This window comes from Streptomyces sp. NPDC001732 (genome assembly GCF_053596315.1).
This window is the reverse complement of record NZ_JBSFFY010000157.1, coordinates 1-3,982: the sequence shown is the minus strand read 5'-3', so window position 1 is coordinate 3,982 and position 3,982 is coordinate 1. Positions and strand designations below refer to the sequence as shown.

At 67.7% G+C, this 3,982-nt stretch carries 3 protein-coding genes and 2 pseudogenes; 4 read left to right on the top strand and 1 reads right to left on the bottom strand.

Features of this window, described 5'->3' with window-relative positions; all coding sequences use genetic code 11:
- Positions 1-196: 196 nt before the first annotated feature.
- Positions 197-412 (top strand): hypothetical protein, encoded by a 216-nt coding sequence (locus tag ACWCXX_RS40725; protein ID WP_451136289.1) that lies wholly within the window; start codon positions 197-199, stop codon positions 410-412.
- A 661-nt stretch (positions 413-1,073) separates the two neighbouring features.
- Here the strand turns inward: ACWCXX_RS40725 and ACWCXX_RS40720 are convergent.
- Complete coding sequence (locus ACWCXX_RS40720; RefSeq protein WP_451136287.1) at positions 1,074-2,234, bottom strand: serine hydrolase domain-containing protein; 1,161 nt, start codon at positions 2,232-2,234, stop codon at positions 1,074-1,076.
- A gap of 191 nt (positions 2,235-2,425) precedes the next feature.
- Between ACWCXX_RS40720 and ACWCXX_RS40715 the strand changes: the two genes are divergently transcribed.
- The 3 genes and pseudogenes from ACWCXX_RS40715 to ACWCXX_RS40705 form a co-directional block, all read left to right on the top strand.
- Positions 2,426-3,076: a TetR/AcrR family transcriptional regulator gene (locus ACWCXX_RS40715; RefSeq protein ID WP_451136285.1), complete on the top strand. Its 651-nt coding sequence runs from the start codon at positions 2,426-2,428 to the stop codon at positions 3,074-3,076.
- Positions 3,077-3,422: 346 nt separating this feature from the next.
- Positions 3,423-3,710 (top strand): annotated as a pseudogene (locus ACWCXX_RS40710) (AraC family transcriptional regulator); the annotation flags it as partial.
- Positions 3,694-3,982 (top strand): annotated as a pseudogene (locus ACWCXX_RS40705) (IS110 family transposase); the annotation flags it as partial. The pseudogenes ACWCXX_RS40710 and ACWCXX_RS40705, both read left to right, overlap by 17 nt.

The window sequence follows — 3,982 nt, the reverse complement described above, 5'->3', positions numbered from 1 at the left end:
GGTTCGCGACCTCGATCGTGCCCCGCCCCGCGGCGGGCCGCCAGGCACCGCCGATGTACATGCCGTCGTGGGCCTTCATCGCTGTTCCTCCCGGATACGGTTACGGACGAGATATCGTCCGCCACTTAAACTAGCGCTGTTAATTTTTGGGCGCCGGAGACGCCCGTCATGCCAGGGGTTGCCGGCCGATTTCCCCGTGTTCCGCACCGGGGTTCTCGAGCTGGGTGCGGTATGGCTCCTCGTACCGGCCGCCGGCCGCAAGGAGTTCGTCGTCCTGCTGACCATCCACGTCATCGAGGCGGCCGTCACCGCAACCCCGGCCGATGGCACTGTCCGCACCGAGCAGCGGCGCCTGCTCACCAGCCTTCTCGCCCCGGTCGCCCACCCAGCCGCCGGGCTCGAGGGGCGCTAACACGAGCAGTGGCAGTCGGAGACGACGTATTTCCCGATGCCCGCCACCGGCACCGCGTCAAGGCCCGCACCCGCAAGAACCCCACCAGCAAGTACTGACCGAACGCAGGACAACACCCCACGACCAGTCAGAACTACACCGTCCACACCACCGTCACGTTCTTCGAACACGGACTCTCGAACCGCTCACGGACGTAAACGCAACGGTGTTGAGGCACGGCCCTCGGTGATCATGAAGCGTAGAGAACTCCATGATCGGGCGAACCATGCCTACCCTGCTGCCACCGCTCAACTCGGCACCTACTGGCGGACGCCCCTATCGGCACCATCACGCTGATCGCGGGCGGAGCACTTTGCGGGCCCGTCTGGTGGGCACAGACCTCATCGGCACTATGCGGTGACAGAGCCGGAAGTCACCCAATCCTCTGTCGCCGTCAGCCCTGGTCGGCCCTGGGGTGTGAAGCGGGCGGTGGTGTGCCGTCCGCTGCCGACCTGCGCCCCGGCGGCCAGCGGCACGCTCAGCAACTGCACGCCGTCGGCGTTGGGCGGGGCCGACTGTTGTTGACGGAGGGCGAGCTCGCCAAGCCGCCGGGCACCGCGCGGAAACCCGCTTCACCCTCCCTGCCCACACCAGCGGGACAGCACCCGCGTTCAATTGAAGGTCAGTGGCCATGCCGGGCGATGGCGCGCAGGAAAGCAATGGTCTCCTCTTCGCCGCTGACGGCTTCGTCCGTGGACGTCCCGTACAGGCGGCTGGCCGAGAGCTTCACGATGGTGGTCCGGCTGACCGGATCGACGTAGACGAACTGGTTGTAGACGCCGACCGCGCTGAACTCGCCACGGTCTCCCGCCGGGAGCCACCACTGGTAGCCGTAGCCGACTCCATCCGCTTGCTGGCCGCCGACAAGGGGGCGGCCGGGTCGAAGGTGCGGCGCGGTCGCGGTGACCGAGTCGCGCACCCACTGTGCGGGCACGATCTGCCGGCCCTGCCACGCACCTCCGTTGCGGTACAGCTCTCCGAGCCTGGCGAAGTCGCGGGCGGTCAGGTTGAGCCCCCCGAAGGCGAGTTCCGTCCCGGCAGGGTCAACCAGCCAGTATCCCGGCGATGTCATGCCGAGCGGCTCGCACAGCTTCTCGTGCATGTAGTCGGCGACCGGGCGGCCGGTGGCGCGGGCCACCAAGGCGCCGAGTATCTGTGTCTCACCGGAGTTGTAGCGGCAGATGGTGCCGGGCCCGCTCTCGCGCACCATGCGGGCGACGAAGTCGTCGAGCGTGCCGCCGATGCCCGCCGTCGCGGCGGTGAGCTGGTAGATGTCGGAGGCCGGGTCGTTGTAGTCCTCGTTCCACCGGGCGCCGGAGGACATCTGGAGCACGTTCTTGATGGACACACCGTCGTACGCGGATCCGGGCTGCACCGGCATGTAGGAGCTGATGGGCTCGTCGATGCCCGTGATGTGCCCCTCGTCGACCGCTATGCCGACGAGCGCGGAGATGAAGCTCTTGGCGACCGACATGGACAGCCACTGCACGTCCGGGCCACCGGTCAGGAAGTAGCTCTCGTGCCTGATGACCCCGTCGACGAGCACGAGCAGTGCGGACGTGTCGGTGCGGGCCAGGAACTCCTTGGTGACCCGTGAGGTGCCGTCGTAGTCGAAGCTCTCCGGCAGCGGGGCCGCCTCGCCGTGTGGCCAGAGGTGAGGGTGCGCGGAGGGCGCCATCTCACGGGTGTCGAGGAGGTCCTTCATCCGGCAGAAGTGCTCGTGCTGCGGCACGCCGGTGAAGAGGCCGAGGTCGACCAGGGTCATGCGCTTCTGAACAGTCATTGTCGTCCTTTGAGTGGAACGGGGGATCCGGAAGGAGGAGTGGGCAGAGGTCGACACCACTGCGGGGGTGGGCTCGCCCCGGGGGCCGGAGAGGCCGGCCGCGATACCGAGAAAGTAGCAGTACCACTTGGTTAGGGCAACCGAGTGGTACGGTTAAATCTCCATGGACAACAGAGCAGAGGAAGGCAGCGATGAGTTCTTCCCGCGTCGACGGGCGCGCCCTCCGGTTCCAGCACCGGCGGCCGGAGCTGCTGGCTGCAGCGACCGAGTACATCCTCGAACACGGCATCAGCGGCCTGTCCCTGCGTCCCGTGGCGCAGGCGCTCGGCGTTACCCACGCGACACTGCTACGGCACTTCTCCTCGAAGGACGAGCTGCTCCTGGCCGTCGCGGAGAAGGTCCGCACGGATCTGGCCGCATGGCTGACGGCGGACGCGGAACTCCATGAGGCACACTCGACGGCCGAACTCGTCAGGGCGCTGTGGCGTCGGCTGTGCGAACCGCAGGAGCAGCGCCAGTTCCTCCTGCTCTTCGAGTTCGTCGGCCATCACGGGGAAGGGGCCGGGGAAGACGAGGAACTCTCCCGGTCGATCACCCACGACTGGATCGAGATCATCGCCAGCAGGCTTGTCGCGGACGGCTGGTCGCCGGAGGACGCCTCCGCTCTGTCCACCCTTGTCCTCGCACAGGTGCGGGGCCTGCAGCTCGACCTTCTCGTCTCCGGGGACCGCGCGCGAACGGACCGCGCCATCGACTTCGCCGTACGCCTCCTCGACCGCTCCCCCGGGCCGGCGGCGCAGTCGAGCACGGGTAGACAGCCACGTTCCGGCTCTTTTGCCTGATGCCGGCCCGACGACCACGGCCGGCTCAAGCCAGCGGCAGCAACTCGACCAAATCCGTTGCTGGGAGCTCGTAACACGATCTTGCTGACGTTTCCTGGTTGGCCGTGACCGGTCAGGTGATTCGCCCGCTCGTTGGAGTGTGAGTACTCGGCCGTGGATCGTGGACGACGCCTCGTGGGCGCACGTCAACAACGTTCCCCAGACCCTCGCTCCGGTCGGCGGCATCCCGCCCGTCGTCGGCCACCCCGGCCAACCCCGCCGCAGGCCCGAAGCCCTGCTCGGCGGCAAGGGCTACAACCCCAACCCCAACCGCAACGAACTCCGCAAGCGTTGGATCCTGAAGTCGGACTCACCACTCCCCGTATCTGACCTTGCGGCGCGCGCGGCTGTCAGTCCGGCGACGCCGCATCGCCGCTTCCAAGCACAACTGGGAACAATGCCGTTGACATGGCTCACGGGGGAACGACTTGCCCTGGCGTGCCGATTGATCGAGCGAGGTGAGTCCCGCTTCGAGATGGTCGCGCGGTGCAGCGGGCTTGGCACCGCTGCACCGGCATACAAGCGTCGGTTCGGGCCGGGGCGAATTGACGGCGAGGCGTCCTTTTCCGGCGAACCATCTGTTCCTCGGCCTTGACCTGGGCAAGGAGTTCCACCACGCCCATGGTCTGACCGGGCAGGGCAAGACCGTCCACGACAGACGGCTGCCCAACCCCGAGCCGGGACTGCGGGAGCTGTTCGAGAAGCTGGTCGCGAAAGTTCGGCACTGTCCTGGTCGTCGTCGACCAGGTCGCCAACATCGGAGCCCTGCCGATCGCCGCCGCCCGCCCATCGGGCTGCCGGGTCGCCTACCTGCCCGGCCTGTCGATGCGCCGGGCCGCCGACCTCTACCCCGGCGAGGCCAAGACC

Bases quoted from the DNA above. Each gene is read 5' to 3' on its own strand.
- ACWCXX_RS40720 (WP_451136287.1), bottom strand. From the start codon at position 2,234: ATGACTGTTCAGAAGCGCATGACCCTGGTCGACCTCGGCCTCTTCACC.
- ACWCXX_RS40715 (WP_451136285.1), top strand. From the start codon at position 2,426: ATGAGTTCTTCCCGCGTCGACGGGCGCGCCCTCCGGTTCCAGCACCGG.